This window comes from Bradyrhizobium sp. P5_C11_2, from assembly GCF_054049755.1.
Genome location: NZ_JBFULT010001035.1, coordinates 1 through 1270 on the forward strand (window position 1 = coordinate 1; position 1270 = coordinate 1270).

Annotated in this window: 1 protein-coding gene; it reads right to left on the reverse strand. The window is 63.0% G+C overall.

Features of this window, described 5'->3' with window-relative positions; all coding sequences use genetic code 11:
- Positions 1–416: 416 nt before the first annotated feature.
- A complete protein-coding gene (locus ACXJL8_RS41440; protein ID WP_456621107.1) occupies positions 417–1124 on the reverse strand; it encodes a hypothetical protein in 708 nt (235 codons plus the stop codon).
- Positions 1125–1270: the final 146 nt, after the last annotated feature.

Consider the following 1270-nt stretch of genomic DNA (forward strand, 5'->3'; position numbering starts at 1 on the left):
ATGTTCGCGAGCCCAACCGGGCGGACGGCATCATCAATTCGCGGGGCGAGGGAGGCCAGAAGGAACTCGGCTCCCGGGAGAGCACGGCATAAGCCGTCAACCCACTGCGCAGGGAAGGCCGAGTGATTGGCTACACCTGTATGCTGCTGTGCGGTTCTTCCTGCGTGTGCTTTTCGCGCAGCGGACCGCGGGTGCCAGCCGGCACCCGGCCTTCCCTGCGCCCTCTTGGCTTAGAGGGTGGAGAGACGAAGCAAAGCTCGGGCGATAGGCGCCGCGAGAACGCGGCGCGATGTCCGCATCAATGATGTCCGCATGAATTGAGAGAGGCGCGCATGCCGCGTTTGCGCCGTTTCCCGGCCCCGTCGTTGGCTCGTTATCTGGTGTTGGCCATTGCGTGCACTCGCGCGTCGTCGCCGCTACTCGAAGACGGCGTCGAAGATCTCGACATCGACCAGCACGGGCTTGGTGATCACGGTTCCATCGGGCCGCAGCGTCTGTGCGCGGCGAAGCGTGGGCAGCACGATGCCGCCGAAGGTGTCGTGGGCCCAGGAGGAGTGTGCGACCTTCATTCCAAAGAGATCGTGGTCCATCCGCCGCTGCAGGGCGTTCTCGTCGAAATAGAAGATCTGCTCGGGCGCGAGCGTGACGAGGTGCGGGGGGAATTGCGCCCGCAGGCGCCGCCAGGTTTCGGCATTCTCGCGCCAGGGCGACAGCTCCTCCACCACGACATCGGGATGGGCGAGGAGAAATGGAGTCGTCAGATAATTCCAGATGGCGACGCCACAGAAGAAGACGAGGTGCAACTCGTCCGCCAGCATGTGCGCGTCGACCTCGGGAAATCCAAGAGTCGGGTTGCGCCAGGACCGCAGCACCTCGCCTTCCGGGCTTTCGATCGTGATCGTGTCCGGCGCGAACGAGCCGGACTGTTCTCCCCCGGTAATGCCGATGAAGCGAACCGATTGCGCCTGCGTCGACCCCTCCGCGGTCACATCCTTGAATTCCTTGGCATGTCCGGCGCTGGAGAACAGCGTCCCGCCAACGGAAAGATGCAGCGTGAAACGGCTCAAGCTGCTCCAGCGGGCCAAACCCCCGCTGGCATCGATCGCATCGTCAAGCAGTGCCATGTTTCGCCGCATCACCATGAAGTGTCACCACCATGGCGGGGCGCGTGCGGCTTGGCGTGTTAGATCTTGTTAGGAGTTGCAAGTGTCAGATGTTGAGGTATCCCGTTGAAGATGCTCTCAATTCAGAGCTCCCTGGAGCCCTTGGC